At 52.2% G+C, this 274-nt stretch carries 1 protein-coding gene; it reads left to right on the top strand.

All coding sequences use genetic code 11. The features are described 5' to 3' along the window. A partial coding sequence (locus IEQ44_RS15820) for a solute carrier family 23 protein (RefSeq protein ID WP_319804717.1) occupies window positions 1-274 on the top strand: 274 nt, incomplete at both ends.

Below are 274 nucleotides of genomic sequence, written 5' to 3'. Positions count from 1 at the left end.
GGCTGAAAGGCGGCGTGCTGGCAGATGGTCTGGTTTCTGTTATCGCCTCCGCTGTCGGTTCATTACCATTAACCACGTTTGCGCAAAATAATGGGGTTATTCAGATGACTGGCGTCGCTTCACGTTATGTCGGGCGAACCATCGCGGTAATGCTGGTTATCCTCGGCTTATTTCCGATGATTGGCGGCTTCTTCACGACCATTCCCTCGGCAGTTCTGGGAGGCGCAATGACGTTGATGTTTTCCATGATTGCCATCGCAGGGATTCGCATCAT

The organism is Nocardioides malaquae, from assembly GCF_015070385.1.
In the GTDB taxonomy this organism is placed as follows: Bacteria; Actinomycetota; Actinomycetes; order Propionibacteriales; family Nocardioidaceae; genus Nocardioides; species Nocardioides malaquae.
Note: the sequence above shows the minus strand (reverse complement) of the source record. Positions and strands in the feature narration are given on the sequence as shown.